The organism is Brevundimonas sp. 'scallop' (assembly GCF_011045535.1).
GTDB lineage: Bacteria > Pseudomonadota > Alphaproteobacteria > Caulobacterales > Caulobacteraceae > Brevundimonas > Brevundimonas vesicularis.
Window position 1 is genome coordinate 834,047 of the sequence record NZ_CP039382.1, and the last position, 25,429, is coordinate 859,475.

A 25,429-nucleotide genomic window follows, 5' to 3' on the forward strand; every position below is an offset into this window, starting at 1 on the left:
GCGTTGATTGGCCCGGCCCGGCGCCGATTTCAAGCGCGACGGGAGGAACGCGAGGCCAGCTTGACCGTTCGCGTCGGGATGACTGCGCGCCGCCCCTCCCGCCTCGCCCCGCTTCGCAACCTTTTCGCCCGCGCGCCAGCGCAGGCCGAGCGCGGCCGGGTGTGGAAGTTCCTGGCCGCCGCCGCCGGGGGTCTGGCCGCCGGCGCCGGCGCCGCCCACCTGCTCTACAGCCAGGGGCACAAGGTCGGGGTCGAGCTGCGCGCCCCCCGCCCCGAGCCCCTGCCGCCCAAGGTCCCGACGCCCGAGGACTATGAGGCCCAGGAGCCCGGTCGCGGCCGCATGGCCAAACGGCCCGAGCACATTCCGCACAGGGGCTGGTCCGACATCGTGTGGCGCACCGGCGGGTCCTATTTCGGCGACCGGGTCGGCTTCGTCGCCGGCGGCGTGACCTTCTTCACCCTGCTGTCGCTGTTCCCGCTCCTCGGGACGTTCGTGACCCTCTACGGCCTGTTCGCCGATCCGGCCGACGCCTGGGGCCGGCTGCAGTTCCTCTACGCCTTACTGCCCGACAGCATCGCCGAGTTCCTGGGCGGGGAGATGCAGCGGCTGGCCGAGAACTCCAACAGTCAGCTGACCTTCACCCTGATCTGGACCCTGGCCCTGTCGCTGTGGACGGCCAACGGGGCGGTCAAGGTGCTGTTCTACGGCCTGAACGTCGCGTATCACGAGGTCGAGCGCCGCAACATCGTGCGCTACAACCTGATCTGCATGGCCTTCACCGTCGGGGCTATCATCGCCGTGCTGCTGACCTCGGTCCTGGTCGTCGGCGTGCCGGTGGTGGTGCGGCTGTTCGGGCTGGAGGAGGAGTGGGGCTTGATCGCCCCGCTGCGCTGGCCGCTGCTGCTGGCGGGCTATATCGCGGCCCTGACCGTCATCTACCGCTATGGCCCCTGCCGTCAGCGCGCGCGCTGGCGCTGGGTCACGCCGGGCGCGATCTTCTCGGCGGTGCTCAGCCTGACCGTGTCCTTCCTGTTCAGCTGGTATCTGTCGAACTTCGTGCGGACCGACAGCTACGGCCCGCTGGCGGCCATGATGGGCTTTCTGCTGTGGACCTGGCTGTCGGTGCAGGTGATCCTGATGGGCGCCGAGCTGAACGCCGAGATCGAGCACCAGACCGCCGTGGACACCACGACCGGCAAGCCCCTGCCGATCGGCGAGCGCGGCGCCAAGGTCGCCGACAGCATCGGCGCCCGACGCGGCAACCCAGCAGCTCTCGCCTTCACCCAGCGCCAGGCCGAGCGGGTGGCGGACCGCCTGCGCGGCCGCCAGAACCGCAAGGCCGCCGAGCGCGTCGCTACAGAATGAAACGGCTCAGATCGACGTCCTTGGTCAGGGCGTCCATCTTCTCGCGCACCGCATCGCCGTCGAAGGTCACGGTCTGGCCCGACAGGTCCGAGGCCTTGAAGCTGGTTTCTTCCAGCACCCGCTCCATCACGGTCTGAAGCCGGCGCGCGCCGATGTTCTCGACCGCGCTGTTGGCCGCCACCGCCGCATCGGCCATCGCCTCGACCGCATCGTCGGTGAAGGTCAGGGTCACGTCCTCGGTCGCCAGCAGGGCCTGGTTCTGACGGATCAGATTGGCTTCCGGCTCGGTCAGGATGCGCTTGAAGTCGTCGCGCGTTAGAGCCTTCAGTTCGACCCGGATCGGCAACCGTCCCTGAAGCTCGGGCAGCAGGTCGCTGGGCTTGGCGACGTGGAAGGCGCCCGAGGCGATGAACAGCACATGGTCGGTCTTCACCGGCCCATACTTCGTCGAGACCGTGGTGCCTTCGATCAGGGGCAGCAGGTCGCGCTGCACCCCTTCGCGCGACACGTCCGCGCCGGATGCGCCTTGCCGGGCCGCCACCTTGTCGATCTCGTCCAGGAAGACGATGCCCTCGTTCTCGGCCAGTTTCAGCGCCTCCTGCGTCAGGCTGTCCTGGTCCAGCAGCTTGTCGCCCTCTTCGGCGATCAGGGGCGTCGTCGCGTCGCGCACGGCCAGCTTGACGGTCTTGGTGCGCCCGCCGCCCATCTTGCCCAGCATCTCCGACAGGTTCAGCAGGCCGACGTTGCCGCCGCCCGGAATGTCCAGCCCCTGGATCGGCGAAGCGGTGTCGGCCAGCGAGATCTCGATCTCCTTGTCGTCCAGTTCTCCGGCGCGCAGCTTCTTTCGGAAACTGTCGCGCGTCGCCGGCCCCGCGCCCGGTCCGACCAGGGCGTCCAGTATCCGGTCCTCGGCGGCGGCCTCGGCCTTGGCCCGCACGTCGCCGCGCCGGCGCTCGCGCACCATGATCAGGGCGCTTTCGACCAGGTCGCGCACGATCTGATCCACGTCGCGGCCGACATAGCCGACCTCGGTGAACTTGGTCGCCTCGACCTTCAGGAAGGGCGAGCCGGCCAGCCGCGCGAGCCTGCGCGCGATCTCGGTCTTGCCGACGCCGGTGGGGCCGATCATCAGGATGTTCTTCGGCGTCACCTCGTCGCGCAGGTCGGCCGGCACGCGCTTCCTGCGCCAGCGGTTCCTCAGGGCGACGGCGACGGCGCGCTTGGCGTCGTTCTGGCCGACGATATAGCGATCCAGTTCGGAGACGATCTCGCGGGGGGTCAGTTCGGTCATGCGACGCAGATAGGAGAGGCCGAACCGTTGCGGGAGAGGGGCGGGGCGTCGCAGCGTGCACAAAATCCTATCGTCATCGGCGAAAGGGCGTCATGCCGGTCGTCAGGACCGCGCACGCTGCACCACAGGCCAACGATGACACCTCTGCAAACGGATCGTCTGACCATTCGACGCTTTGAGGCCGGCGACGCCGCAGACCTGTTCGCCTACCTTCATCAGCCGCGCGCCGCCTGTTTCGCCGCGATGACGCTTCAGGACATGGCGGCGGCCGAAGAGGAGGTCCTCAAGCGCGGAGCCGAGGGCGAATATATCGCCGTCCAGTCCAAGGCCGACGGCCATGTCATCGGTGATGTCTTCGCAACGTTCGAGGCGCCGGACACCTGGTCCATCGGCTGGAACTTCAACAGCGCCTATGGGGGCGCCGGCTATGCGTCCGAAGCGGCTCGCGCCCTGGTCGACCATCTGTTCAAGGACAAGGCGGCCCGTCGCCTGTACGCCTATGTCGAGGACGACAATCTGGCGTCACAGAGGCTTTGCGAACGGCTGGGCATGCGGCGAGAAGGACTGTTCCGCGAGTTCATCTCGTTCGTGAACGACGCCGCGGGCCAGCCGATCTACGTCAACACGTGTCAGTACGCCCTTCTACGACACGAGTGGCGAGTCTGACGGTCAGCAAAAAGGCGTCCCCTGATCGGAGGACGCCTTAAGGCTTCACGCGCTTGTCGCCCGGATCAGGCGGCGTTGGCGGCCTTGTTCTTGGCCAGCTTGTCCTGGTGGGCCTGCATGCCCTTGGCGATTAGGTCGGCGGCCTCGCCGGCGTCGCCCCAGCCCTCGACCTTGACCGACTTGCCCTTCTCCAGGTCCTTGTAGCGGGTGAAGAAGTGCTCGATCTGCTCGATCAGGATGGCCGGCAGCTGACGATAGCTGGCGATCTCGGTGTAGTAGGGGTTCAGCTTGTCGACCGGCACGGCCAGGATCTTTTCGTCGCCGCCGGCCTCGTCTGTCATCTTCAGCACGCCGATAGGACGCGAACGGATGACGCAGCCCGGAACGACAGGGGTCGGGTTCAGCACGATCACGTCGCAGGGGTCGCCGTCGTCCGACAGGGTGTGCGGCACGAAGCCGTAGTTGCCCGGATAGTACATGGCGGTGTGCAGGAAGCGGTCGACGAACAGCGCGCCCGAGGCCTTGTCCATCTCGTATTTCACCGGCAGGCCGCCCTGCGGAATTTCGATGATGACGTTGATGTCCCAGGGAGCGTTCGGGCCGACGGGAATGGCGTCGAGGTTCATGGCGGGTCTTTGCTGCGACTGCGAAACTTTGAAAGGCGAAGGGTGATAGGCTCCCCGGCCCGTCACGGCAAGGGCGACATGTGGCGAACACGGGCCCGGCGGACTTGCGTCTCGGCGCATCATCGCGGACATCTGGATCATGACCTGGACCGATTGGGCGGCGCTGGCCCTCTTCTTCATCTGCTGGCTGGGATACAGCCCCATCCTGGCGTTCATCAGCCGACGGGGCGGCTCGCTGAACCAGGACATGGAGCATGTCCGCGCGGCCTGGATGCAGTCCATGACCCATCGCGAGATGAAGCTGATTGACAGCCAGCTGATGGGCCATTCGATCAACTCCGCCTCCTTCTTCGCCTCCACCAACCTGCTGCTGATCGCGGCGGTCGCAGGCATCCTGTTCGGCGGCGAGAGCGCGCTTCAGGGGTTCGCCGCCGTCGGCGCCGAAAACGTGCCGATGAAGATTCTGGAGGCGAAGCTGGCGCTGGTGCTGATCTGCCTGGCGCGCGGCTTTCTGGATTTTATCTGGGCGCTGCGCCAGATGAACTACGCCCTGGCGCTGATCGGCGCGGCGCCGGAGATCCACACCAAGACCGACCGCAAGGCCTTCAGCGAGGCGGCGGGCCAGCTTTTGAACCCGGCGCTCAGTTCCTTCAGTCAGGGTGTGCGCGGCTATTATTTCGCCCTGGCGGCGGCGGCCTGGCTGTTCGGACCGCTGTGGCTGGCGCTGGGCGTCGCCTCATCCTTCGGTCTGTTGATCTATCGCCAAGAGGCGTCACCTGCCGCCCGCGCCATTCGCAACGCACGGCGTCTGCTGGACAACTGACCCGATCCTTTCGCAGTTGCGAGATTGAGCGCCCCGTCCGACTTTGGTCGAAAGAGCGCCGTCTTGTCGGGCGATCCGCCATATTTCCGTAACAAGGCGTGACCGTGCAGGCGCGCATTGGTCTTGACCCATTGTGCATCGCAACCTAAGTTGACCTCTGACGCCTCCGGGCGTCTTGCCCTTCCTGGGCGTTTCCTCCCTATAGACTTTTAATGCCGCACCCTCGGGTGCGGCTTTTTTTTTGATCTGATCAGCGATCAGTCAGGCCGACCACGCATCTGCGCACAAGGTGGCGATCACGCGGGACAGCGCCTTTTGCGTCCTGGCGTAGGTCGCGTTGGGCGCCAGCGTCGTCTCGTCCAGATACAGTTTGCGGCTCAGCTCGATCTGGATGGCCTCGTAGCCCTCGTCCGGCCGTCCCCAGCGCTGGGTCGACCAGCCGCCGGCGTAGGGATGGTTCTGCGCCACGCGCCAGCCTAAGCCCTCGAACAACTCGCGCAGCCGTCGGCTGAGCTGCGCACTGCAGGCCGAGCCGTATCGATCGCCCAGCACGACCTCGGCCCCGACGGCGCGCGCCGGCATCGAATGCCAGTCGATCAGCACGGCTCGTCCGTGCGTCGCGCGCGTCGTCTGCATCTGTTCGCCCAAGGCTTGGTGATAGGGGGCGTGGACCCTGGCGATGCGGTGCGTGGCCTCCGCCAGCGTCAGCCGGCGCGCATAGAGCGGCGTGCCGTCGCCGGCCAATCGGGGAATCACGCCATAACCGGCGGCCGTCTTGGCCCCCACCGGCCCCTCCAGATCCTCGATCAAGACCGGGTCAAGCTCAGAGGGATCACGGTTCAGATCGACATAGGCCCGGCCGATCCGCCCTTCGATCAGCGCGGCCCCTCTGCGTGGTCCCTCTGCGACCAAGCGCCCGACCAGGGCGTCTTCGGCGCTTTTCAGGCTGGCGCGCGACAGGTCCGGCGCGGCGCCCATGTCGTCGGGATAGAGGTCGCCCGAGTGGGGCGAGGCGAAGATCAGCGCCGTCGCGGGCGCGTCCGCCGCCGGGGCGGTGATCGAAAAGCTGTCGCCGCCGTCGGTCATGCCTTCGCTTAGCGCGTTTCGCTGTGGAAGGAAGTCGGCTGATCGGCGAATTTCATCGGCGGTTTACCGTTCGGGCTCTAGATTTGCGGTCTGTTTCAAGGGTGTTTCTCGAATGGCGCGTATTCTCCTGGCCGAAGACGACGGTTCGTTGCGCGGATTTCTGACGCGCGCGCTGGAGCGGGCAGGCCACCAGGTCATCGACTGCGAGAACGGCGACGACGCGATCGACGCCTTGGAACACGGTCCCTACGACCTGCTGCTGACCGACATCGTCATGCCGGGCGCCGACGGGATCGAGGTCGCCCGCGTCGCCGCCGCCCGCCAACCCGGCCTGCGCATCATGTTTATCACCGGCTTCGCCGCCGTGGCCCTGACCGCCGCCCAGGCCACGCCGGACGCCAAGGTATTGTCCAAGCCCGTCCACCTGCGCGATCTGGTCAATGAGGTCGAGCGGATGGTCGCCGCCTGAACACTAACGACGGCTGGGCCGAGCAGCGTTTGGCGAGAAATCGCATTCTTGCCGCTAAATCGGCTTGATGCCGACCGGCCTCGCCGCTATACGACCGCTCTTCCCGCTCCGAAGACGTTTTTCGGAGCCCTACGGCGGATGCGTAGCTCAGCGGGAGAGCACCTCGTTGACATCGAGGGGGTCACAGGTTCAATCCCTGTCGCGTCCACCATTTCCCTTTCTTTTCAGATCAGTCGCCATCAGCCCTGGCTCGCGATTGCGCGCTAGAGCAGCCGTCCCTGATCCGACGTCCGGACGGCCGTGTCCGTCGTCAGGCCGCGGCGACGAAGCTCCGTCGCGGCGGTGAAGGCGATGTCGATGTCGCGTCCTGACGCCAAGATCTGAAGTCGGTCAGCATCCACCGCGCTCCACGCTTTGCCGCGTTCAGGGCCCGCGGGCACGCGGGGCAACAGTCCAGGTTCGCGGCTCCAGGCCAGAAGCTGCTCGACGGTCGTTTGGTTCAGCAGGTCGCGCAGATGGTGGGCGGTGACATAGGCGTCGGGCAGGGCGCGATGCGCAGGCAGGCCCAGCTCGTGCACCAATCCCTCGGGCCGGCGCACATAGCGCAGCATCTGGTTGGAGAAGCGCGGCAGGTCGGGCCACAGCCGCAAGGCGCATTTCCACGTGCAGATCCACCTTGCGCCGCCTGACAGGGCAGGGGTGCAATACCGCTGCTCGAAGCTGGCCCGGTGAGCCGCCAGGGCGATCACGCCCGTCTCCGGGCGAAGGATGGGCGGCGCGACGGCCTTCCAATAGCCGGCGTCTTGAACCCACTCGTCCAGAATGTGATGGACCGCCATGGTGTCGGGCGAAATCGGCCGACCGGGATTTACGAAACGGGCGCCGCGCGTCATATCCAGACGCCATGGGCCGGCCCCGTCACGCACCACGTCCTGCCAGCCGACCTCGCAGACGTCCTGAGGGCCGGATCCGGCCGTCTCCAGGTCGATGACGCGGATGCGTTGGGGGGATGGCATGAAGTCGGTCAGGGCGTCCTCGGCGTGGGGTTCACACCTGACAACGCCTGGGACGCCGGATTCGGTCCGGTGCCTGAAAAGACCGCCGACAGCCTCTCGTCAGTTCGGCAGACGGATCGACCCGTGCGGCATGACGGTCATCACGGCCCACAGACCGACCAGCACCACGGGCGAGGCGATCAAGGGCCGCCGACAGCGATGCGCCAGATAGAGAGCCTCGCCGATCACGATCGACACCAGCATTCGCGTTTCCCCCGAAACGATAAGCGACACTTCTATGACGTCGCCGACAGACGTGTCCCTCAATGGGACGAAATCCATTTTGTCGTAGCCTCTCCGCAGGCCGCGCGGTCGCTGGACGTGCGGCTAGAAGTGCGCAATCTCGCGGCATGGGATCTGTCGCGCGCCTGTTCCGTCTGCATTTGTCGCTATGGCTCGGGCTTCTGGTCCTGGCGGTCGTCGCGGCGCTGGCGCCGGCCAGCGTCGGCTGGCCGATGCGACTGGCGGCCGGCTGGGACGCGGGCGTGGCGACCTTTTTCGTTGCCACCTTTGTGCGGATCTTCCGCGCGCGTTCTCAGGAGGCGATGCGGCGTCGCGCGGCGGAACTGGATCAGGCGGGCGTTATGGTCCTGCCGCTCAGCATGGCGGCGGCCGTAGCCAGCGTCGTGGTCCTCGTCCTCGCCATGGTGGCCAGCGACGGCAAGCCGACCGTCGGGCAGGCGGTCTTTTCAGTGTGCACCGTCGGCCTGTCGTGGCTGTACGTGCACATCATCTTCGCCCTGCATTACGCCCACGGCTTCTACGCCCCGAGTGACGACGGCAAGGGCGATCAGGGCGGGCTGATCTTTCCGGGTGAGGATGACGCGGACTACTGGGATTTTCTACACTTCGCCCTGATCATCGGCGTGGCGAACCAGACGGCCGACGTGCAGATCTCCAGCCGCAAGCTGCGCGGTCTGGCGACGTTTCACAGCCTGATCGCCTGGTTCTTCAACGCCGTTATCCTGGCGCTGACGGTCAATCTGGCCGCGACGCTGCTTTAGGCACGCGGAGCCGTTCGGTCAGAGATCGACCGGGCGACCGGATTCCTCTTCTTCAAGCGTGACGGCGACATCCGCGTTGGCCGACAGGCGTACCTTGTCGCCCTCGACGCCGGCGACGAAACCGTTCTCGATATAGTGGTGGTGATCGGCGTGGGCGCCGGTGTTCTCGCGGCGCGTCAGCTTGATTCGGTCGCTCTCCACCCGGTCCACGACGCCGACGTGCACGCCGTCGGCTCCGATGACTTCCATGCCTTCCTTGATCTCGCTCATCGCTGTTTTTCCTCGCTGAACATCGTCTCGATAGCGGAGCGCCGCCGACCGACATTTCGTTCCCGAGGCGCTGGGACGGCGAGCATGCTTGTTCGCGGCCCCGCCGACTGGCAAGGCTTTGGGACAGTGTTCAGCACAAGCCGGCTGAGGAGCGCGAGCGACAGGGATGCCGTTGACTTGATCGAACAGTATGGATGGTCCGAGGTCTGGGCGACGGCGTTTGCGCCGCATGCCCATGCCGGTCACACGCCGGGCCGCGTCATCCTCCAGCATCGCAACGGCTATCTGGTCGTCACGGATGCGGGCGAGCTTCAGGCCAAGGCGTCCGGCCGACTGCGGCACGAAGCCCAGGAGACTGGGCCCCCTGCGGTGGGCGACTGGGTGGCGCTGTCGCCGAACCCTCAGGACGGCGCCGCCACCATCCACGCCGTCCTGCCTCGCCGCACGGCCTTCGTGCGGCGGGCGGCCGACAGCGTGCGTCGAACCCAGATCCTGGCGGCCAATATCGACGTGGCCTTTGTCGTCACCTCGATGAATGCGGATCTGAATCCGCGCCGGATACAGCGTTTCCTGGCTGCCGCGATGGACAGCGGAGCGCGGCCTGTTCTCGTTCTGACGAAGTCGGATCTCAGCGCCGACCCCCAAGCCGAGCTCGCTCAGGTGGCGGCGCTGGAGGCGCAGACACTGGTCTTGACCGTCTCGGCGCGCGAAGGCGTTGGCCTAGAGGCGCTGCGTCTTCAGGTGAAGCCGGGCGAGACCTGTGTCCTGATCGGCTCGTCGGGTGTCGGCAAGTCCACCCTGGTCAACGCCTTCCTGAACGAGGATCGGATGGCGACCCAGGCGATCCGCGCATCCGACGACCAGGGACGGCATACCACCAGCCACCGCCAGCTGCTCCCGCTGCCCGGCGGCGGTCTCATCATCGACACGCCCGGCATCCGCGAAGTGGGCCTGATCGACGCCGAAGAGGGTGTGGAAGCGGTCTTCGACGATATCGAACACCTGATGCAGGAGTGCCGCTTCACCAACTGCGGCCATGTGAGCGAGCCGGGATGCGCTGTCCAGGCGGCCCTGGCGGACGGCACGCTGGAGGGATCGCGCTGGGCGCATTTCCAGAAGCTGAAGTCGGAACTGGCGGCGGCGGGGGACAAGGCGGACCGGATCGCCAAGGCTGCGGAACGTCGGCGGCTGGGCGGCCTGCAGAAGGTCTATCGCGCGACGAAGCGCAACGATCGCGGCGGGGCCGATCGATAGCGTCGATGGCGCAACCGAATTTCGACGTGTTGCGGGGCCAAACGGGCTAGGTGAAGTCCTTAGACTCAAGAAAGATCACCATGTCCGCATTCACCATCGTCACCACCAGCGCCGTTCAGGGCAGCGAGGCCGCAGAGGTCAACACGCTGACCGACGACTTTTCCGACGCCAGCGAGGCGGTGGGCTATGCACGGCGCATGGCCGACGAGATGATCGACATGGCCGATCAGCTGCTGCTGGATTTCGATTACAGCAACGTCGGCGTCTATGAGGGCGACCTGCTGGACGAAGACGTCACCCCGGATCACCCCGCCCTGATCGGCGTCTGGGTGCTGGATGAAGAAGGCTCGGCCTTTGTACCGGCCGAAGAGTTCCGGCAAGGGTCGACCGAAGTCGAGAACTGATCGGCGGCTATCGCGGCGGGAGGTTCGGATCGAGCCGCCTGCCGCATCGGTCATCGGACAATAGACGGGCGCCTGGTCGCCCGCCGAATGGCGATTTCTGCGGATCGAAAATGTCGGGGAGGATGGCCGTCCCTCCGAACACCTTGCGGTGCTCGGAGGTGACGATGGTGGAGCTTAGCGGAGTCGAACCGCTGACCTCTTGCATGCCATGCAAGCGCTCTACCAACTGAGCTAAAGCCCCGGACCTGGCGGTCTGGATCGCCCGGTTCATCTTGCGATGGCCCCCGGCGAGGCGGCGGAAACTAGGTCAGGCTTTTTCTGCGATCAAGCCCGTTTCGAGATTTATTTTCACCGCGTTCCCAAGGGTGAAAATACGCAGGTTTTTCAAACCGAAAGGTGTGAAAGGCCTGCTGTCCCGCCGCGTCTCCCTAACGGGAAATGCGGCGGGTGCAACAAGAATCTGAGCCAGATCGCGAGAAGCCCACAGCAAGTCGGGCTTCAAGTCGCGCGAAGCGCGATAGGCCCAAGAATTTAGTCGTCGTCGCGCGACGGCTTGGCGATCTCGTCGTCGATCGAGTCGTCGTCTTCGTCCTCGATGAACGGCACGGAGTCGTCATCGTCGTCGGCCAGCAGATCGTCGTCGCCGTCGGTCGAGCCCATGCCGGCTTCTTCCGAGGCGTCAGCCGGGGAGTCTTCGTCCTCGTCGTCCGGGGTCAGGATCGGCTCGTGGCCTTCCTCGTCGATTTCCGGCGTCTTGACGTCGTCTTCCTCGTCCTCGTCGCCGTCGACCTTCTTGTCCTTGACCTGATCTTCCGTGTCCTCATCGTCGGACGGATAGCCGGGACGGGCGCGGCGGCTGCGCAGCTTCATCGCCTCTTCGGGATCGAAGTCGGTTCCGCATTTGGGGCAGTGTGCAGGGCGACGGTTCAGGTCGTAAAACTTCGCCTGGCAGTTGGGGCAGACCTGTTTGGCGCCCAGTTCGGGATTGGCCACGTTTGGATGCTTTCAACGGGTTGAATTCGGGGCGGTCCCTTGCCACCCCTTTGACCCGCTGTCAAAAGCTGTCTTTCGCGCCGCCCGCGCGGCCCTTCGCACAATACAGCCTGAAGCGGGTGATCATGCCGTCCCAACTGACTTCGCGCCGCGCATCCGCCCTGACCGGAAAGGTCCGCGCGCCGGGCGACAAGTCGATGTCGCACCGATCGATGATCCTGGGCGGAATGGCGTCGGGCGTGACCGAGGTCGAGGGCCTTCTGGAAGGCGACGACGTCCTGGCCACCGCCCGTGCAGTCGAAGCCTTCGGCGCCAAGGTCCAGCGGACCGGAGACGGCAGATGGCGGATCGAGGGGGCGGGGGGCTTTAAGACGCCGGCTTCGATGATCGACTGCGGCAACGCCGGAACCGGGGTGCGCCTGCTGATGGGCGCGGCGGCCGGCTATCCGCTAACGGCGACCTTCGATGGCGACGGTTCGCTGAGGAAGCGTCCGATGAAGCGGGTCACGGGACCGCTGGCCGAGATGGGCGCGGCGTTCGACTGGCAGGCGGCCGAGGATCGGCTTCCTGTGGCCCTGACCGGCGGCGCGCTGAAGGCCGTCGACTATGTGCAGACGGTGGCCTCGGCCCAGGTGAAGTCGGCCATCCTGCTGGCGGGTCTGAACGCCGAGGGCGTCACCTCCGTGGTCGAGCCGGAAAAGAGCCGCGACCATACCGAGCGGATGCTGCGGGCCTTCGGCGCCGAGGTGGGCGTCGAGGAGAGGGGCGAGGGCTGGAAGGTGACGCTGAAGGGCGGACAGGCCCTGACCGGGACCTTCGTCGCCGTGCCGGGCGATCCGTCCTCGGCGGCGTTTCCCCTGGCGGCCGGTCTGATCGTGCCGGGGTCTGAGGTCACGGTCGAGGGCGTGATGCTGAACCCGCTTCGCACCGGCCTGTTCGACACCTGGATCGAGATGGGCGCCGACCTGACCATCACCAACCGGCGTGAGGCCGGGGGCGAAGAGGTCGGCGACATCACCGCCCGTCACTCGTCCCTGAAGGGCGTGGTCGTGCCCGAGGATCGCGCCGCCTCCATGATCGACGAATATCCGATCCTGGCGGCGACGGCGGCCTTTGCGGACGGCGTCACCGTCATGCGCGGCGTGGGTGAAATGCGGGTCAAGGAAAGCGACCGCATTTCGCTGATGGTCGAGGGCCTGCGCGCCTGCGGCGTTCAGGTCGAGGAGGAGCCGGAAGGCTTCATCGTCACCGGCGCCGGCCAGGGCGAGTCCGTGCGTGGAGGCGGCCTGGTCCACACCGCCCACGACCACCGCATCGCCATGAGCCATCTGGTCCTGGGCCTGGCCGCCGAACAGCCGGTCTCGGTCGACGAGCCTGGGATGATCGCCACCAGCTTCCCCGGCTTCGTCGAGACGATGAACGGGCTGGGCGGGCGGATCGCGTGAAGTCGGCGCGCGACGTCCTCGGTCGAGGCATCGCGGTCCTCGGTTTTCTGACCTGTCTGGGCGGAGCCGGCTGGACGGCTTGGATCGTCTGGCAAGGGGTGACGACAGGCCAGGTCTCGGGCAAGCATGGCGCCGTGCATCTCAGGGCCGAGGGCGACGCCTTCTTCTATTCGACCGTGGCGCTGAACGGCGTCGCCTGTTTGGTTTGGCTGGGTCTGGCGGCCTTCGCGGTCGTGGTTCTGGCGCGTTGGAAGGCATGGTCGTGAACCGGCCGGGGCCGTCGGGCTGGATCAAGCCGATCCTGACGCTGGCGATCGCGATCCTGATCGGCTGGTTCTGCGTGATCGGAGCCCGAGAGATCGTCCAAAGCCTGGATGCCGGGGTGCTGAACAACCGAAAGGGGCCGGACGTTCTGTTGGCGGACCGACCCCTGCTGTTTTGGAGCGTCCTCGGCTTCTATGTGGCGTCGGTCGCGGCCGGGGCGGGCCTGGCGGTCCTGCTGGCCAGCCTTGCAATTCGTGATTTGGTCGGACGCCAGGACTGAGGGCTTCGGCTGGATTGGTCGGGCGATCCTCGCTATCAGGTTCGGCCTCCCGTGCGTTTGGGATCGAGATTGAAATGCGCCACGCGCTGCGGAGACCTGCTTGACCCTGATCATCGCCGTCGACGGACCGGCCGCCTCTGGCAAGGGGACCATCGCCGCGCGTCTGGCCCAGACCTATGGCCTGCCGCATCTGGATACGGGGCTTCTGTATCGAGCCGTGGGCGCAAAGGTGCTGGCGGACGGCGGATCGCTGGATGACGAGGCCGCGGCGACGCAGGCGGCGCGGGGCCTCGACGCGGCGGGTCTGTCGGACGATCCGCGCCTGACGACAGGCGAGGCGGGCGAGGCCGCCAGCCGTGTCGCCAGCTTCGCCGGCGTGCGGGCGGCTCTGCTGGAACTACAGCAGGCCTTCGCGGCCCAGGCGGGCGGCGCGGTTCTCGACGGACGCGACATCGGCACGGTGATTGCGCCGAACGCCCAGGCCAAACTGTTCGTCACCGCGACGCCCGAGGTGCGGGCCACACGCCGCTGGAAGCAGCTGACGGCGCGCGGATCGGACATCGCCTTTGACGCCATGCTGGCCGACATCCAGCGCCGCGACGAGCGCGACGCCGGGCGCGGGGCGGCCCCGATGGTTCAGGCCGATGACGCGGTCTTGCTGGATACGACCGATCTGGGTATAGAGGCCGCCTTCGATGCGGCCCGCCGTATCGTCGAGGCGGCGCGCGCGAAACACGGTCTCTGACCCATTTCGCAAATCCAACGCTCCCACCCTCGGCCTCCGCGGGCGTTTTGATCGTTCTGAACGGTCTCGCATCCCGACGACCTGATTCCATCTTTTCCCATCGCCCCGCGCGCCGCCTTTCGCTGCGTCAGGGGTCCACCTCGCGCGGGATCGTTCTTCGGTCACGCGCCACAGCCCCACTGGAAACACCAGAGCTTCATGTCTGATACTCTCAACCCCACGCGCGACGACTTCTCGGCGCTGCTCGACGAACAACTGTCGGGTCGCGACTTCGGCGAAGGCCAGGTCGTCCACGGCCGCGTCGTCGGCATCGAAAAAGACATCGTCATCATCGACGTTGGTCTGAAGACCGAAGGCCGCATCGCCATGCGCGAATTCGGCCAAGGCGACGACGGCGCCCTGCCCAAGGTCGGCGACAACGTCGAGGTTTACCTGGAGCGCGTCGAGAACGCCCTGGGCGAAGCCGTCATCAGCCGCGACAAGGCCCGTCGCGAAGAAGCCTGGACCCGTCTGGAAGTCGTGTTCGCCGAAGGCCAGCCGGTCAACGGCGCTATCGTCGGTCGCGTCAAGGGCGGCTTCACCGTCGACCTGGGCGGCGCCTCGGCCTTCCTGCCCGGTTCGCAAGTCGACATTCGTCCGGTCCGCGACGTCGGCCCGCTGATGGGCAAGGAACAGCCCTTCGCCATCCTGAAGATGGACCGTCCGCGCGGCAACATCGTCGTGTCGCGTCGCGCCATCCTGGAAGAAGCCCGCGCCGAACAGCGCACGGAACTGGTCGGTCAGCTGGCCGAGGGTGAAGTCCGCGAAGGCGTCGTCAAGAACATCACCGACTACGGCGCGTTCGTCGACCTGGGCGGCATCGACGGCCTGCTGCACGTCACCGACATGTCGTGGAAGCGCGTTTCGCACCCGAGCCAGGTTCTGGCCGTTGGCGACACCGTCAAGGTCCAGATCGTCAAGATCAACCCGGACACCCAGCGTATCTCGCTGGGCATGAAGCAACTGCAGTCGGACCCCTGGGACGGCGTGGAAGCCAAGTATCCGGTCGGCGCCAAGTACACGGGCCGCATCACCAACATCACCGACTACGGCGCCTTCGTGGAGCTGGAAGCCGGTGTCGAGGGCCTGGTGCACGTCTCGGAAATGTCCTGGACCAAGAAGAACGTCCACCCCGGCAAGATCGTCTCGACCTCGCAGGAAGTCGACGTCGTGGTTCTGGATGTCGACGCCTCCAAGCGCCGCATCTCGCTGGGCCTGAAGCAGGCTCAGGACAATCCGTGGGACGCCTTCGTCGCCAACAACCCGATCGGTTCGACCGTCGAGGGCGAAGTCAAGAACGCCACCGAGTTCGGCCTGTTCATCGGCCTGGACAACGACATCGACGGCATGGTGCACCTGTCCGACCTCGACTGGTCGGTGTCGGGTGAAGAAGCCATCCAGCGCTACCGCAAGGGCGAGATGGTCAAGGCCAAGGTCCTGGACGTCGACGTCGAGAAGGAACGCGTCTCGCTGGGCATCAAGCAGCTGGGCGGCGATCCGATCGGCGAGGGCGACACCTATCGTCGCGGCCAGCAGATCACCGTCACCGTGACGGCGATCGAGTCGGGCGGCATCGAGGTCAAGTTCGGTGAAGACGACGCGCCGGTCACGGCCTTCGTTCGCAAGTCGGACCTGTCGCGCGATCGCAACGAGCAACGTCCGGAACGCTTCGCCGTCGGCGACCGCGTCGACGCCATGATCACCGCCGTGGACAAGGCCTCGCGCCGCGTCTCGGTGTCGATCAAGGCGCTGGAAATGAAGGACGAGCAGGAAGCCATCGAACAGTTCGGATCGTCCGATTCGGGCGCTTCGCTGGGCGACATCCTGGGCGCCGCGCTGAAGAACGCCGGCACCAAGGAGTAAGGCTCAAGCCGAAGGGCGCATCGCGTCCTTCGGTCGCCTCGCTCAATCAGCAGAGCGCCGCGCGCTCTGCGATAGCGGCAATCTCGCTCAAGCAGCAGAGCGCCGCGCGCTCTGCGATAGCGACAACGAATGAGGGCGGCGGGAGCAATCCCGTCGCCCTTTTCTCTGTCTGGCACACTGCTGTGTGCACTTCCGGACATTTTTATTGAGAATGGCGCGCATCATTGTCGGATAAGGGCTTTTTACAGAGCCTGTCGAAGGTTAGGGTGTGGGCTCTGGATCGACGGCGGGCGAAACAGCCCGTCATTCCGAGCTCGCGGGGGCGCAGATGATCAAGTCCGAACTGATCGAGAAGCTTGCAGCGGAAAACACCCACCTGACCCACGCCGAGGTCGAGCGGCTGGTCAATGTGATCCTCAACACCATGACCTCGGCCTTGTCCGAAGGCGGCCGGGTCGAGTTGCGCGGTTTCGGCGCCCTGTCTGTGCGGTCGCGCCCGGCGCGCGCGGGTCGCAATCCGCGTACTGGCGAAACCGTCGAGGTGCCCGCCAAGGCCGTCCCCTTCTTCAAGAGCGGCAAGGAGCTGCGCGAGCGGCTGAACGCCTCGGGCGACGCCTGATCTAACTTTCTCAAGGAAATCTCATGAGCCTGCTGTCGGAGTTTCGCGAGTTCGCGGTCAAGGGCAATGTCGTGGACCTGGCGGTCGGCGTGATCATCGGCGCCGCCTTCAACGGCATCGTCAAAAGCCTGGTCGATCAGGTGGTGATGCCGCCCATCGGCCTGATCACCGGCGGCATCGATTTCTCGGAATTGGAATGGGTGCTGAGGGCTGAGAACCCGGCGACCGAGGCCGTCGAGAAGGTGGCGATCCAATACGGTGCCTTCCTGAACACCGTGATCCAGTTTCTGATCGTCGCCTGGGTCGTCTTCCTTGTGGTCAAGGGCATCAACGCCCTGCGTCGTCAGGAAGCCGCCAAGCCCGATCCGGCGCCCGCCGCGCCGACGGCGACCGAAGCCCTGCTGGCCGAGATACGCGACGAGCTGAAGGCCCGCCCCAACGCCTGATCAGGCCTTGGACACGCGCCCGCCCAAGGTGGGGCGCGTGACTGCGGCGGCAGCCAAGGGTTTGGGCATCGGCGGCGTGCGTGAACAGATGCCGTAGTCGCCGTCAAACGGCGCCGGCGCCCAGGCGGCCGCCAGTGCAGGATCGTCGATGATGGCGTGGCAGTGTCCCCAGCCGCCTTCGCGCCGAGCCGTCTTCGCCAGATCGCCCAACTGCGCCAGCAGGCGCGGCGTCACCACCTGCAGCCGCACCTTGGCGGCCCCCAGCGCGCGGGCGTTGTCGATCAACGCCTGGGTCAGAAGCCCAATCGCCTCGGGCGCCGTCTCCAGCGCGATCAGATCGAGAATATCCAGATAGGGCGGCTCGATCAGGCTGGTCTTGGTCATCTGCGCCATCGCCATTCCGACGATGCGGCTGTCCTTGACATAGGCCAACATGACCGGGGGCAGGGTCAGGTCGGGGTCCGCCAACCGCCAGCGCAGCACTTCCGGACCGCGATCCGCCAGCAGACGATCTTCTTGCGACAGCCGACGCCAGAAGTCCGCATAGGGCGAGGCGTCCGACAAGTCGCGCAGCACCGTCACCCCAGCCGGCAGCACCAGCGGCGTCTGGCGAAACACGCGCCCGTTCATCAGCCGTTCGCCCAGTCGCGCGGCGGTCTCGGCGGAGGTGCGGCCCAGCAGCAGGCGCAGCCCTCGACCCTGAGCGCAGGCCAGACGATCGGTGATCCACGACAGCTTCAACCCGTGGGTTTGGGCCGGCCAGGGCTTCATGTCGAACAGGCCGTACAGCGGCGCCGAGCGCGCATTGGCGTTGAAGGTGTAGCGGGCGAACAGCCCTGGCTGTTTCAAAAAGGTGCGGATTAGCGGCCGGCTGGCGCCCTTCTGGCTGGGCGGCACGATGATCGAAAACCCGGTGGCGCCGAAGTGGTCCTGGACGCCGTATCGAAACCGCTGGATGAAGTTACCCAGCATGGCGACGGCGTTGTCGTTCTCGTCCGCAACCACCCAGCCGGCCGGCGCGCCAAGCATCAATCGCGCAGGATTGGCCTCGAGCCAGCGCCATCCGGCCGGAGACCGCTCGGGCCAGCCAACCTGACGATGCAGCCGGTTCAGCGCCGCATGGTCGGGAGCGTCGATCGGTCTGACAGACATCTGGCGCTCCTTCCCATTATGAAACCGTGTGCGTTTCTGACGAACGACCTAGCAGGATATACGCCATCAGACATCCCTAAGGGTTGTTTTTCTCTTCCTTCACACGTCGCCTGGCCGCCCCCGCGACAGCCTTAACACTTGTTCGGATTCGCCCGCTGTGCTGGGTATGCGCCTTTCGCGCGCCCGATAAGCGGCGCGGCAGTTGGGAGTGAGCCGTTGAGGACGGATTTGGGGAAGGCGCGACTTACACGACGCGTGAAGACGATTAGGGGGACGCGCGCATGAACATCGTCGTCGCCCTTGGACTGATCATCACCTTCGCCACGGGCGTGCCGGTGCTGATGCAGATCCTCAAAAACCACCCGCGCGGACTGATCATCCTATTCTTCGCCGAGATGTGGGAGCGTTTCTCCTACTACGGCATGCGCGGCATCCTGATCTTCTTCCTGACGCAACATTTCCTGTTCGACGACGCCATGGCGGGGTCGACCTACGGCTCCTACACCTCCCTGGTCTATCTGCTGCCCCTGCTGGGCGGCATCATGGCCGACCGCTTCATCGGCACGCGTAAGGCCGTCGCCTTCGGCGCCCTGCTCCTGGTCGCCGGTCACGGCATGATGGCTTTCGAGGGCCGTCCCGCGACCGAAACCCTGACCTACGCCGGTCAGACCTATCAGATCGACGCCGAAGGCCGCGGCGCGGCGCGTGAAGTGTCGATCGTCGTCAACGGCCAGAAATACGCCTTCGAGGCCGCCGAGAACGGCCTGGCGATCGAGAACCTGCCGGCCGCCTCGCCATTGCCGGCCGTGCTGCCGACCGGCGAATACAAGATCGACGCGACCCGCGACATGGCGGGCGTAAACGTCTTCTATTTGGCGGTGTCCTTCATCATCATGGGCGTCGGCTTCCTGAAGCCGAACATCTCGACCATCGTCGGACAGCTCTATCCGCAAGGTGACCCGCGGCGGGATTCCGGCTTCACCCTCTACTATTACGGCATCAACCTCGGCGCCTTCTGGGCGGCGGTGCTGTGCGGCCTTTTGGGTCAGACCGTCGGCTGGTGGGCAGGCTTTGGCCTGGCCGGCGTCGGCATGGCGCTGGGCTGGGTGGTCTTCGTGCTGGGCAAACCCCTGCTACAAGGCAAGGGCGAGCCTCCGGCCGAAGCCAATCTGAGCAAGCCCATGCTGGGTCCGATCAACCGCGAATGGTCGATCTACCTGCTCAGCATCCTGGGCGTCGGCGTCGTCTGGTTCATGGTTCAGCGCAACGCCCTGGTGGGCTGGGTCTTGGGCGCCGCCACCGTCGCGTCGCTGCTGTTCATCCTCTACGTCATCGTCAAGGTTTGCGAGAACAAGGCGCAGCGCGAGCGGATGATGCTGGCCCTGGTGCTGATCTTCGGGTCGGTCGTCTTCTTCACCCTGTTCGAACAGGCCGGCACCTCGCTGAACCTGTTCGCCGACCGCAACGTCGATCTGAGCATCACGCCACAGGCCTTCCAGCTTCTGGGCGTCACCGTCGGTACCCCGGCCCAGATCGCCGCCGCCGGTCTCAGCACGTCGGGTCCCTGGATCGACGCCACCATCACGGCGGCCCAGACCCAGTCGTTCAATGCGGGTTTCATCCTGATCTTCGCGCCGATCATGGCCGCGCTCTGGTCCTTCCTGGGCAAGCGCAACCTGGACCCCAACCCCACGCTGAAGTTCGGCCTCGGCCTTCTCCAGGTCGGACTGGGCTTCATGATCGTGGTGTGGGGCGCCGGCATGGCCAACTCGGCCTTCCAGATGCCGCTGCTCCTGCTGGGTCTGCTCTATCTGTTCCACACGACCGGCGAGCTGTTCCTGTCGCCGGTGGGCCTGTCGGAAATCACCAAACTGTCCGTCGCCAAGGTGGTCAGCTTCATGATGGCCGTCTGGTTCCTGGCCAGCTCCATCGCCCAATATGTCGGTGGTTGGATCGCCGGCCTGGCGGGTACGGAGACGGTCGGCGGCCAGGTGCTGAACCCGGGCCTTGCGCTGCAGACCTCGCTTGAAGTGTTCAAGCTGCTGGGCCTGTGGGGCATGGGTATCGGTGTGGCCTTTATCGTCATCAGCCACTTCATCAAGGGCTGGTCGCACGGCGCCAATGACGGGGACAACCACCCTGGCCCCGCGCTGAACGATCGCGGTCAGGAAGACGGCAACGTCGCCCGTCCTGCGGCCTCGACGCCCAGCCACTGATCCGCGCCTGACCAATGGAAAAGCCCCGGCGGAGCGATCCGCCGGGGCTTTTTGCTGCGTGAAGCGCGACCTCAGAAGGTCTTGCGGACCCGCAACGAGACGAAGGTGCGCGGGTCGATGGAGCGCTCCTCGACGAAGGCCACGGTGCGCGGATTGCGTGTGGCGTAGACCGTGCGCTGCTGGGTGAAGTCGTCCCACAGGTTCAGCTGGGCGCGCAGCGACAGGGTCGGGCTGGGCTTGTATTCGACGAAGGCCTCCAGATAGTCCGCGCCGCGCCAGGCGAAGGTCTGGTCCGGATCGTAGGTCGCCTGTCCCAGACGCGGCAGCCAGTTGATCCCCCACTGGGTCTTCCACGAGGTGATGTCCTGCTGGAAGCCGACATTGGCCTGGCTGGGGCGCACGCCCGAGATGCGGCGGTCCTCGCCCGTGGTCGGGTCGTTGACGTTGGTCTTGTTCCAGTCGTTCCTGAAGGTGAAGCGGGCGCCGGAAATCCCGACCTTGTCCAGCGGCACGACCACGTTCAGCGACAGCTGATCCAGCGTTCCGTCGCCGATGTTGCCGGTCGCCGACAGGCCGCCGGGCAGGGGCAGGCGGTCGATCACGTCGATGATGCGGTCGTGGCGATAGCCAATCGAGACCACGCCCTCGCCCCAGAAGCGGCGTTCGTAGGACAGCTCGGAAATCCAGCGCTGTTCCGGCTCCAGATCCACGTTGCCGCCGAACACCGTGCCGTCGCTCAGCTCAGCTGAGGCGGCGAAGTCGCCGAAGTCCAGCTGACCCAGTTCGCGCTCGAAGCGGAAACGTAGCTGGTTGTCGGCCATCGGCGTCCAGGTCGCCAGCAGCCGCGGCTTGGCGAAGAAGAAGCTCTTTTCCTGGTCCGCATCGCCCGACTGGCTGATGGTGGAGGCCTCGAGGCGCACGCCGCCCTCCAGCGTCAGCTTCGGATTGATCCGCCAGGTCGCCTTGCTGAAGGCCTCGCCGCGCGTCTCCTCGACCTTGACCGAGGCGCTGGGCAGGGGAACACCGACGCCGCCGATGGTGAAGGCCTGGTTCACGTCCAGCATATTGTAGGCGATCTCGGCGCCGGCCTCGATCGTCAGGGCAGGCGAGCGTTCGTGACGCACCAGGGCGCGCAGGATGGATTCCGACGAGTCGCCGTTGGATTTGAACTGCTGCTCCGGCGCCGCCGTCCCGTTTAGGGTCTCGTTGCTGCCCGAGACGCTGTCGAAGCTGGAGAATTCGTGGATCAGACGCGTCTCCAGGGTCCAGCGCGGGTTCAGGGTGCGGGTCCAGGTCAGGCCCAACTCACCGGAATCGCCGTCTTCGGCATAGTCGCTGCGGCGCAGGGAGGTTGGCGACGAAAGCTCGGTCCAGTTCTGATAGTCGTTCAGACCATAGCGGGCGGTGCCTTCCAGCTTTCCGCCGAACAACGGGCCGGTGTAGTTGCCGCGAATACCTTGGCCGCCGCCCCAGCCGTCGTTCTCGTACCGCTCGTCGCGGATGACATCGCCGGCGGCGTTGCGACGGACCGACCGGCCGACGCCGTTGGAATCGCTGGATCCCATTCCGTCCGACAGGGTCACGCCCCAGCTGCGATCGCCCTTGTTCTGCGTGAACTGATAGGAGCCGCCATAGATGTCATGGCCGCCTTCGAACAGCATGGCGTTCCAGGTCAGGATCGACTGGCGGCTGTCGGTCGTCTTCAGGATGACGTTCACGACGACGGAATAGCCCTGCATGTCGATGCCCGGCGCACCGCCCCGGATCAGTTCGATGCGCTCGACCTGATTGGCCAGGGTCCGGCCCAGGACGTTCGAACCCGAATCGTTCTTTGAGGCGGGGCGGTTGTTGTTGATCAGCACATTGCCGACCGCCCCTTCAAAGCCACGCGCGCCCGATCCGTTGTCGATGGAGAAGCCGGGGACGCGGTTGACCATGTCGAGCGCCGTATTGGGGCGCTGGGCGGCGAAGAAGTCCGGCGTGAAGACCAGCACGCCGCGCTGGCTGGCGTCGGCCAGGGGCGCCTGGTTGGTCGGGCCGGTCGGCACCGGGGCCTCGGCGACTTGCGGCTTGTCGCCAGCGAATGCGGCGCCGGCGGTGAAAAGCAGGGCGGTGCTGGCCAGCAGCAGGGTCTTTGTCATTGGTCTTCCCCTCGGGTGTTGGCGAGAGGTGTGCCGATCCGGCGCATTCATCTCCAGTTACAAGGCCGCAAGGTGGATTAAATCGACGACATCATTACAGCGATTTCATTACACCAGTGACTGTAATAAAGTTTACAGCGATGTAATGATCAGACGCTCATCTTCTCTAGTGCTTTTACTTGCAGCGATGGCCCTGACGACCGCGCCTGCAATCGCGCAGGACGCGCCTTCGGACGCCGTCGAGGATATCGTCGTCACCGCCCGCCGGATCGAGGCGCCGATGTGGGAGGTGCGGCGCGGCGACAGCGTCCTGATCCTGGTCGGATCGATCGACGGTTTGCCCAGAAAGATGGAGTGGCGCACCGACGCTCTCATCTCGGCGGTTGATCGTGCGGACCGCGTTCTGTTTCCCGTCGAGGGGCGGGCCTCGCTGGCCGATGTGGGCCGGCTGATCTGGCGGTTTCGGACGCTGACCCGTTTGCCGAATGGGCGCACCAGCGCCGACTATCTGTCACCTGACCTTGAAGCCCGGGTCGAAAGCCTGACAGGCGAAGGCCCGACCCGCGACAGCATGCTGATCCTGTCGGGCGATCTGATGGAACTGGGCGGTTACAACAGTGGAGGGCGTCCGGTGTCCGGCCTGGTCCGTCAGGCGACGCGCGCCAATCGCACGCCCGCTGAACCCGTCGGCATCTTCATGGGTGACGAGCTGATCGAAAAGGTTCTGACGACGCCGCCCGAACGTTATCTCGACTGCATCGACGCTGCGGCGACGGCGGCCGAGGCCGGGGTCGAGGCGGGCGCGCAACGTGCGGAGAACTGGCGTCTGCGCCGGATTCCGGCGGTGTTGGATTCGCCCTTGGAAAAGGCGGCCACGGCCTGTTCCTACTGGTCGGTGATGGCCCAGGCGGACGATCTGCGTCGAATATGGAACACGGCGGTGGACAAGGCGCTGGCCGAGGACGGAGTCACCGTCGCTATTGCGCCCTTGCGGCTATTGGCCGAGCCGAACGGCGTATTGGATCGGCTGGAGGCGGAGGGGCTGGAACCGATCGGTCCCGAATGGCGCCCCTCCGCCCCCGCTCAATCGGCGAGCTAAAGCTTACTTGCGTTCCGGAACGGCGTCGCGGGCGGCTTCGCCGATGTTGTCGGCGGCGTTGCCGACGCTCTCGGCCGCGCCGGCGATGGCGTTGTCCTTCACCGCGTCGCTGCGGTTCATGTTCATCAGGAAGTAGCCGATCACCAGCACGGCCAGCAGGCCGACGATCAGGGCGACGATGGCGCCCATGCCGCTGCCGCGACGCTCGACGACCGTGGTGGGCGCCGCGCTGGTTTCAGTGATGCGTTCAACCCGGCCATCGGGATGTTGGACTTCGCGTTCAGTAGGCATGGTGTTTCCTCTCCAGTGTGGCGGGGAAACACCCTTTGCAGCGATACGGTTCCGCTCGCTTAGACGGCGGTGCCGCCGACCGTCAGGCCGCCGATCTTGAGGCTGGGCTGGCCGATGCCGACGGGGACGCCCTGTCCGGCCTTGCCGCAGACGCCGACGCCCGGATCGAAGGCGAAGTCGTCGCCGACCATCTGGATCTTGGTCAGGGCTGTGGCCCCGTCGCCGATCAGGGTGGCGCCCCGAACGGGTGCGGTGATCACCCCGTCCTCGATCAGATAGGCCTCATTGCACTGGAACACGAACTTGCCGTTGGTGATGTCCACCTGGCCGCCCGAGAAGTTGGCGGCGTGGAGGCCGCGCTTCGTATTGGCGATCATGTCGGCCTTCGAATCCTTGCCCCCTTCCATGAAGGTGTTGGTCATGCGCGGCATCGGCATATGGGCGAATGACTGGCGCCGGCCGTTGCCGGTCGCGGCGACGCCTAGCTGCCGCGCTGACAACCGGTCGTGCATCAACCCGACCATGATCCCGTCCTCGATCAGCACGGTGCGCGATGTGGGCGTGCCCTCGTCATCCACGGACAGCGATCCGCGCCGTCCGGCGATCGAGCCGTCATCGACCACGGTGACGCCGGGGGCGGCGACGCGCTGGCCCATCATGCCGTTGAAGACCGACGAGCCCTTACGGTGGAAGTCGCCCTCGAAGCCGTGGCCGATGGCCTCGTGCAGCAGGACGCCGGGCCAGCCGGCGCCCAGGACCACGTCCATCTCGCCCGCCGGGCAATCGACGGCGTCCAGATTGACCAGGGCCTGACGCAGGGCCTCGTCTACCTGGGCCTGCCAGCGTTCGGGCGCGACCCAGGCTTCGAACCCGGCCCGGCCGCCGGCGCCGGACGAGGCGCTCTCGCGCTTGCCGTTCTGTTCGACGGTTACGGAGACGTTCAGCCGAACAAGGGGGCGAACATCGCGCACCGCCCGTTCGTCGGCGCGCAGGATTTCGATGGCGCGACGTTCACCGATCAGGGAGGCGGACACCTGAACCACGCGCGGATCACGGGCGCGCGCCCAGGCGTCGATCTCGGCCAGCAGAGCGATCTTGTCGGAGAAGGCGGGCGAGGCGAGGGGATCGGCCTCGCCATACAGTTTCTGATTGGTGGCGCGGGGGCCTTCGGCGACCCGGGCCTCATGCCCTTGTTTGGCCAGGGCGGCGCTGTCGGCGGCGCGACGCAGGGCGGCGGCCGAGATCTCGTTGGCGTGGGCGTACCCGGCGGTCTCGCCCGCCACGACCCGCAGGCCGAAGCCCTCGGTCGCGTCATAGGCGGCGGACTTCAGCCGGCCATCGTCGAACACCAGGCTCTCGCTCTCGGACCGCTCCAGGAACAGTTCGCCGTCGTCGGCGCCGGACAGGGCCGTCTTCAGGATCGACAGGGCTTCATCAGTATCGACGCCGGCGGCGTCGAGGATGGGCGGCGGGGAGGCGTGAACGGTCATGGCCTGTAGGTAGGGGCTGAAGGCCGTTTCGTC

At 66.1% G+C, this 25,429-nt stretch carries 27 protein-coding genes and 2 tRNA genes; 17 read left to right on the forward strand and 12 right to left on the reverse strand.

Features of this window, described 5'->3' with window-relative positions:
* Window positions 1-60 precede the first annotated feature (60 nt).
* On the forward strand, window positions 61-1,365 hold the full coding sequence (locus E4341_RS04070) for a YihY/virulence factor BrkB family protein (protein ID WP_240893614.1): 1,305 nt from the start codon (window positions 61-63) through the stop codon (window positions 1,363-1,365).
* Here the strand turns inward: E4341_RS04070 and hslU are convergent.
* Window positions 1,355-2,656 carry an ATP-dependent protease ATPase subunit HslU gene (hslU, locus tag E4341_RS04075; RefSeq protein WP_112863498.1) on the reverse strand — a complete coding sequence of 434 codons (1,302 nt, stop codon included), beginning with the start codon at window positions 2,654-2,656 and terminating at the stop codon, window positions 1,355-1,357. The two genes, E4341_RS04070 and hslU, sit on opposite strands and share 11 nt — an antisense overlap.
* A 135-nt stretch (window positions 2,657-2,791) precedes the next feature.
* On the opposite strand from hslU, the gene E4341_RS04080 reads away from it, so the two are divergent.
* Window positions 2,792-3,322, forward strand: a complete 531-nt coding sequence (locus tag E4341_RS04080; protein WP_165115368.1) for a GNAT family N-acetyltransferase — start codon at window positions 2,792-2,794, stop codon at window positions 3,320-3,322.
* 65 nt (window positions 3,323-3,387) lie between these two features.
* Here E4341_RS04080 and ppa read toward each other — a convergent pair whose 3' ends face one another.
* Window positions 3,388-3,948 (reverse strand): inorganic diphosphatase, encoded by a 561-nt coding sequence (ppa, locus tag E4341_RS04085; RefSeq protein ID WP_066552596.1) that lies wholly within the window; start codon window positions 3,946-3,948, stop codon window positions 3,388-3,390.
* A gap of 139 nt (window positions 3,949-4,087) precedes the next feature.
* Between ppa and E4341_RS04090 the strand changes: the two genes are divergently transcribed.
* The gene (locus E4341_RS04090; RefSeq protein ID WP_055803258.1) at window positions 4,088-4,771 is read left to right on the forward strand and encodes a DUF599 domain-containing protein; all 684 of its coding nucleotides are present in this window, start codon (window positions 4,088-4,090) and stop codon (window positions 4,769-4,771) included.
* A gap of 261 nt (window positions 4,772-5,032) precedes the next feature.
* On the opposite strand, the gene E4341_RS04095 is transcribed toward E4341_RS04090, so the two are convergent.
* Window positions 5,033-5,857, reverse strand: coding sequence for an N-formylglutamate amidohydrolase (locus E4341_RS04095; RefSeq protein WP_165115370.1), 825 nt, complete (start codon window positions 5,855-5,857; stop codon window positions 5,033-5,035).
* Window positions 5,858-5,969: 112 nt separating this feature from the next.
* Between E4341_RS04095 and cpdR the strand changes: the two genes are divergently transcribed.
* Complete coding sequence (cpdR, locus tag E4341_RS04100) at window positions 5,970-6,326, forward strand: cell cycle two-component system response regulator CpdR (protein ID WP_017506825.1); 357 nt, start codon at window positions 5,970-5,972, stop codon at window positions 6,324-6,326.
* Between the two features lie 136 nt (window positions 6,327-6,462).
* Window positions 6,463-6,537: transfer RNA gene (locus E4341_RS04105), tRNA-Val, on the forward strand.
* A gap of 52 nt (window positions 6,538-6,589) precedes the next feature.
* Here the strand turns inward: E4341_RS04105 and E4341_RS04110 are convergent.
* Together E4341_RS04110 and E4341_RS04115 are read right to left on the reverse strand one after the other, a co-directional pair.
* Complete coding sequence (locus E4341_RS04110; protein WP_165115372.1) at window positions 6,590-7,342, reverse strand: DNA polymerase III subunit epsilon; 753 nt, start codon at window positions 7,340-7,342, stop codon at window positions 6,590-6,592.
* A gap of 99 nt (window positions 7,343-7,441) precedes the next feature.
* Window positions 7,442-7,585: a hypothetical protein gene (locus tag E4341_RS04115; protein WP_165115374.1), complete on the reverse strand. Its 144-nt coding sequence runs from the start codon at window positions 7,583-7,585 to the stop codon at window positions 7,442-7,444.
* A 146-nt stretch (window positions 7,586-7,731) separates the two neighbouring features.
* Between E4341_RS04115 and E4341_RS04120 the strand changes: the two genes are divergently transcribed.
* Window positions 7,732-8,385: a DUF1345 domain-containing protein gene (locus E4341_RS04120; protein ID WP_165115376.1), complete on the forward strand. Its 654-nt coding sequence runs from the start codon at window positions 7,732-7,734 to the stop codon at window positions 8,383-8,385.
* Between the two features lie 18 nt (window positions 8,386-8,403).
* Here E4341_RS04120 and E4341_RS04125 read toward each other — a convergent pair whose 3' ends face one another.
* Window positions 8,404-8,655: a DUF2171 domain-containing protein gene (locus E4341_RS04125; RefSeq protein ID WP_055805252.1), complete on the reverse strand. Its 252-nt coding sequence runs from the start codon at window positions 8,653-8,655 to the stop codon at window positions 8,404-8,406.
* A gap of 177 nt (window positions 8,656-8,832) precedes the next feature.
* Between E4341_RS04125 and rsgA the strand changes: the two genes are divergently transcribed.
* Complete coding sequence (gene rsgA / locus E4341_RS04130; protein ID WP_165115378.1) at window positions 8,833-9,909, forward strand: ribosome small subunit-dependent GTPase A; 1,077 nt, start codon at window positions 8,833-8,835, stop codon at window positions 9,907-9,909.
* Between the two features lie 80 nt (window positions 9,910-9,989).
* The gene (locus tag E4341_RS04135; protein WP_055803275.1) at window positions 9,990-10,313 is read left to right on the forward strand and encodes a hypothetical protein; all 324 of its coding nucleotides are present in this window, start codon (window positions 9,990-9,992) and stop codon (window positions 10,311-10,313) included.
* A 165-nt stretch (window positions 10,314-10,478) separates the two neighbouring features.
* Here the strand turns inward: E4341_RS04135 and E4341_RS04140 are convergent.
* Together E4341_RS04140 and E4341_RS04145 are read right to left on the reverse strand one after the other, a co-directional pair.
* A tRNA-Ala gene (locus E4341_RS04140) sits at window positions 10,479-10,554 on the reverse strand.
* A gap of 290 nt (window positions 10,555-10,844) precedes the next feature.
* Complete coding sequence (locus tag E4341_RS04145; RefSeq protein ID WP_055752793.1) at window positions 10,845-11,306, reverse strand: TIGR02300 family protein; 462 nt, start codon at window positions 11,304-11,306, stop codon at window positions 10,845-10,847.
* Between the two features lie 122 nt (window positions 11,307-11,428).
* Here E4341_RS04145 and aroA point away from each other — a divergent pair, with 122 nt between their 5' ends.
* The 7 genes from aroA (at window position 11,429) to mscL (ending at window position 17,007) form a co-directional block, all read left to right on the forward strand.
* On the forward strand, window positions 11,429-12,751 hold the full coding sequence (gene aroA / locus E4341_RS04150; protein WP_370458480.1) for a 3-phosphoshikimate 1-carboxyvinyltransferase: 1,323 nt from the start codon (window positions 11,429-11,431) through the stop codon (window positions 12,749-12,751).
* The gene (locus E4341_RS04155; RefSeq protein WP_165115382.1) at window positions 12,748-13,017 is read left to right on the forward strand and encodes a hypothetical protein; all 270 of its coding nucleotides are present in this window, start codon (window positions 12,748-12,750) and stop codon (window positions 13,015-13,017) included. The genes aroA and E4341_RS04155 overlap by 4 nt, the downstream gene beginning before the upstream one ends.
* Window positions 13,014-13,295: a hypothetical protein gene (locus E4341_RS04160; RefSeq protein WP_205751352.1), complete on the forward strand. Its 282-nt coding sequence runs from the start codon at window positions 13,014-13,016 to the stop codon at window positions 13,293-13,295. Before E4341_RS04155 ends, E4341_RS04160 begins: the two co-directional genes overlap by 4 nt.
* A 100-nt stretch (window positions 13,296-13,395) precedes the next feature.
* A complete protein-coding gene (cmk, locus tag E4341_RS04165; RefSeq protein WP_165115386.1) occupies window positions 13,396-14,040 on the forward strand; it encodes a (d)CMP kinase in 645 nt (214 codons plus the stop codon).
* Window positions 14,041-14,238: 198 nt separating this feature from the next.
* Window positions 14,239-15,942 (forward strand): 30S ribosomal protein S1, encoded by a 1,704-nt coding sequence (gene rpsA / locus E4341_RS04170; protein WP_066552585.1) that lies wholly within the window; start codon window positions 14,239-14,241, stop codon window positions 15,940-15,942.
* A gap of 328 nt (window positions 15,943-16,270) precedes the next feature.
* On the forward strand, window positions 16,271-16,561 hold the full coding sequence (locus E4341_RS04175) for an integration host factor subunit beta (protein ID WP_039244165.1): 291 nt from the start codon (window positions 16,271-16,273) through the stop codon (window positions 16,559-16,561).
* A 23-nt stretch (window positions 16,562-16,584) separates the two neighbouring features.
* Window positions 16,585-17,007: a large-conductance mechanosensitive channel protein MscL gene (gene mscL, locus E4341_RS04180; RefSeq protein WP_066624021.1), complete on the forward strand. Its 423-nt coding sequence runs from the start codon at window positions 16,585-16,587 to the stop codon at window positions 17,005-17,007.
* Here the strand turns inward: mscL and E4341_RS04185 are convergent, their stop codons facing one another.
* A complete protein-coding gene (locus E4341_RS04185; RefSeq protein ID WP_165115390.1) occupies window positions 17,008-18,159 on the reverse strand; it encodes an N-acetyltransferase in 1,152 nt (383 codons plus the stop codon).
* Between the two features lie 281 nt (window positions 18,160-18,440).
* Between E4341_RS04185 and E4341_RS04190 the strand changes: the two genes are divergently transcribed.
* A complete protein-coding gene (locus E4341_RS04190) occupies window positions 18,441-20,375 on the forward strand; it encodes a peptide MFS transporter (protein WP_066624011.1) in 1,935 nt (644 codons plus the stop codon).
* Window positions 20,376-20,446: 71 nt separating this feature from the next.
* Here the strand turns inward: E4341_RS04190 and E4341_RS04195 are convergent, their stop codons facing one another.
* The gene (locus tag E4341_RS04195) at window positions 20,447-22,516 is read right to left on the reverse strand and encodes a TonB-dependent siderophore receptor (protein WP_165115392.1); all 2,070 of its coding nucleotides are present in this window, start codon (window positions 22,514-22,516) and stop codon (window positions 20,447-20,449) included.
* A 187-nt stretch (window positions 22,517-22,703) separates the two neighbouring features.
* On the opposite strand from E4341_RS04195, the gene E4341_RS04200 reads away from it, so the two are divergent.
* The gene (locus E4341_RS04200; RefSeq protein WP_165115394.1) at window positions 22,704-23,615 is read left to right on the forward strand and encodes a TraB/GumN family protein; all 912 of its coding nucleotides are present in this window, start codon (window positions 22,704-22,706) and stop codon (window positions 23,613-23,615) included.
* Between the two features lie 3 nt (window positions 23,616-23,618).
* Here E4341_RS04200 and E4341_RS04205 read toward each other — a convergent pair whose 3' ends face one another.
* Together E4341_RS04205 and tldD are read right to left on the reverse strand one after the other, a co-directional pair.
* The gene (locus E4341_RS04205; protein WP_045809440.1) at window positions 23,619-23,906 is read right to left on the reverse strand and encodes a hypothetical protein; all 288 of its coding nucleotides are present in this window, start codon (window positions 23,904-23,906) and stop codon (window positions 23,619-23,621) included.
* A 59-nt stretch (window positions 23,907-23,965) separates the two neighbouring features.
* Complete coding sequence (gene tldD, locus E4341_RS04210) at window positions 23,966-25,396, reverse strand: metalloprotease TldD (protein ID WP_165115406.1); 1,431 nt, start codon at window positions 25,394-25,396, stop codon at window positions 23,966-23,968.
* Window positions 25,397-25,429: the final 33 nt, after the last annotated feature.

Coding starts and splice junctions, on each gene's coding strand:
- E4341_RS04185 (WP_165115390.1), bottom strand. CDS start 18,159: ATGTCTGTCAGACCGATCGACGCTCCCGACCATGCGGCGCTGAACCGG.
- rpsA (WP_066552585.1), top strand. CDS start 14,239: ATGTCTGATACTCTCAACCCCACGCGCGACGACTTCTCGGCGCTGCTC.
- E4341_RS04120 (WP_165115376.1), top strand. CDS start 7,732: ATGGGATCTGTCGCGCGCCTGTTCCGTCTGCATTTGTCGCTATGGCTC.
- cpdR (WP_017506825.1), top strand. CDS start 5,970: ATGGCGCGTATTCTCCTGGCCGAAGACGACGGTTCGTTGCGCGGATTT.
- E4341_RS04205 (WP_045809440.1), bottom strand. CDS start 23,906: ATGCCTACTGAACGCGAAGTCCAACATCCCGATGGCCGGGTTGAACGC.
- ppa (WP_066552596.1), bottom strand. CDS start 3,948: ATGAACCTCGACGCCATTCCCGTCGGCCCGAACGCTCCCTGGGACATC.
- E4341_RS04125 (WP_055805252.1), bottom strand. CDS start 8,655: ATGAGCGAGATCAAGGAAGGCATGGAAGTCATCGGAGCCGACGGCGTG.
- E4341_RS04080 (WP_165115368.1), top strand. CDS start 2,792: ATGACACCTCTGCAAACGGATCGTCTGACCATTCGACGCTTTGAGGCC.
- E4341_RS04090 (WP_055803258.1), top strand. CDS start 4,088: ATGACCTGGACCGATTGGGCGGCGCTGGCCCTCTTCTTCATCTGCTGG.
- E4341_RS04190 (WP_066624011.1), top strand. CDS start 18,441: ATGAACATCGTCGTCGCCCTTGGACTGATCATCACCTTCGCCACGGGC.
- E4341_RS04135 (WP_055803275.1), top strand. CDS start 9,990: ATGTCCGCATTCACCATCGTCACCACCAGCGCCGTTCAGGGCAGCGAG.
- E4341_RS04175 (WP_039244165.1), top strand. CDS start 16,271: ATGATCAAGTCCGAACTGATCGAGAAGCTTGCAGCGGAAAACACCCAC.
- E4341_RS04095 (WP_165115370.1), bottom strand. CDS start 5,857: ATGACCGACGGCGGCGACAGCTTTTCGATCACCGCCCCGGCGGCGGAC.
- tldD (WP_165115406.1), bottom strand. CDS start 25,396: ATGACCGTTCACGCCTCCCCGCCGCCCATCCTCGACGCCGCCGGCGTC.
- E4341_RS04200 (WP_165115394.1), top strand. CDS start 22,704: ATGGCCCTGACGACCGCGCCTGCAATCGCGCAGGACGCGCCTTCGGAC.
- hslU (WP_112863498.1), bottom strand. CDS start 2,656: ATGACCGAACTGACCCCCCGCGAGATCGTCTCCGAACTGGATCGCTAT.
- mscL (WP_066624021.1), top strand. CDS start 16,585: ATGAGCCTGCTGTCGGAGTTTCGCGAGTTCGCGGTCAAGGGCAATGTC.
- E4341_RS04195 (WP_165115392.1), bottom strand. CDS start 22,516: ATGACAAAGACCCTGCTGCTGGCCAGCACCGCCCTGCTTTTCACCGCC.
- E4341_RS04115 (WP_165115374.1), bottom strand. CDS start 7,585: ATGCTGGTGTCGATCGTGATCGGCGAGGCTCTCTATCTGGCGCATCGC.
- E4341_RS04110 (WP_165115372.1), bottom strand. CDS start 7,342: ATGCCATCCCCCCAACGCATCCGCGTCATCGACCTGGAGACGGCCGGA.